Origin of the sequence: Vibrio zhanjiangensis, from assembly GCF_030161235.1 — a bacterium.
Taxonomy (GTDB): domain Bacteria; phylum Pseudomonadota; class Gammaproteobacteria; order Enterobacterales; family Vibrionaceae; genus Vibrio; species Vibrio zhanjiangensis.
Genome location: NZ_BSPW01000100.1, coordinates 1 through 519, shown reverse-complemented (window position 1 = coordinate 519; position 519 = coordinate 1). Strand labels below are relative to the sequence as shown.

Here is a 519-nt window from a genome sequence, read left to right as displayed (position 1 = left end):
AATGTAAGGATACGACAGAGTCGAATGGTATTTATCCCGTCAAGATCCCTCAGTAATGACACTATAACCTACCTACACACCAATCAAAAGAAACCCCAACCGTCATTTCGAGCGTTTTAATAGTTAAAATAACCATTTTCTTGGTGAATATGTCTGTAGTGGTCAACAAATTCCGGACACAGATTTAAGCCGATTCTCGGCATCCACTGGCGATAGCCCATCATTTTTTTGATGGGGCCGTTGCCTATTGTAGTAGTCCATCAGGTAATAGCTGATGTCTCTCTTGGCCTGAATTTGGGTCAGGTAACCAGTCGCTGGGACCCATTCGGTTTTTAAACTTCTAAATAGCCTTTCCATTGGAGCATTGTCCCAACAATTTCCACGACGGCTCATACTTTGAGTTATACGGTATCGCCAAAGCCTTTGACGGTATTTACGGCTGCTATATTGGCACCTTTGATCTGAGTGGAACATGACGTGGCTAGGTCGTCCTCGTTGCTCCCAAGCCATATCCAAGGC

At 44.5% G+C, this 519-nt stretch carries 1 protein-coding gene; it reads right to left on the bottom strand.

Annotation, left to right across the window (positions count from 1 at the left end):
* Nucleotides 1-162 precede the first annotated feature (162 nt).
* Nucleotides 163-519, bottom strand: a 357-nt coding sequence (locus tag QQK21_RS21140) for an integrase core domain-containing protein (protein ID WP_284194153.1), incomplete at its 5' end; no start/stop codon positions are given.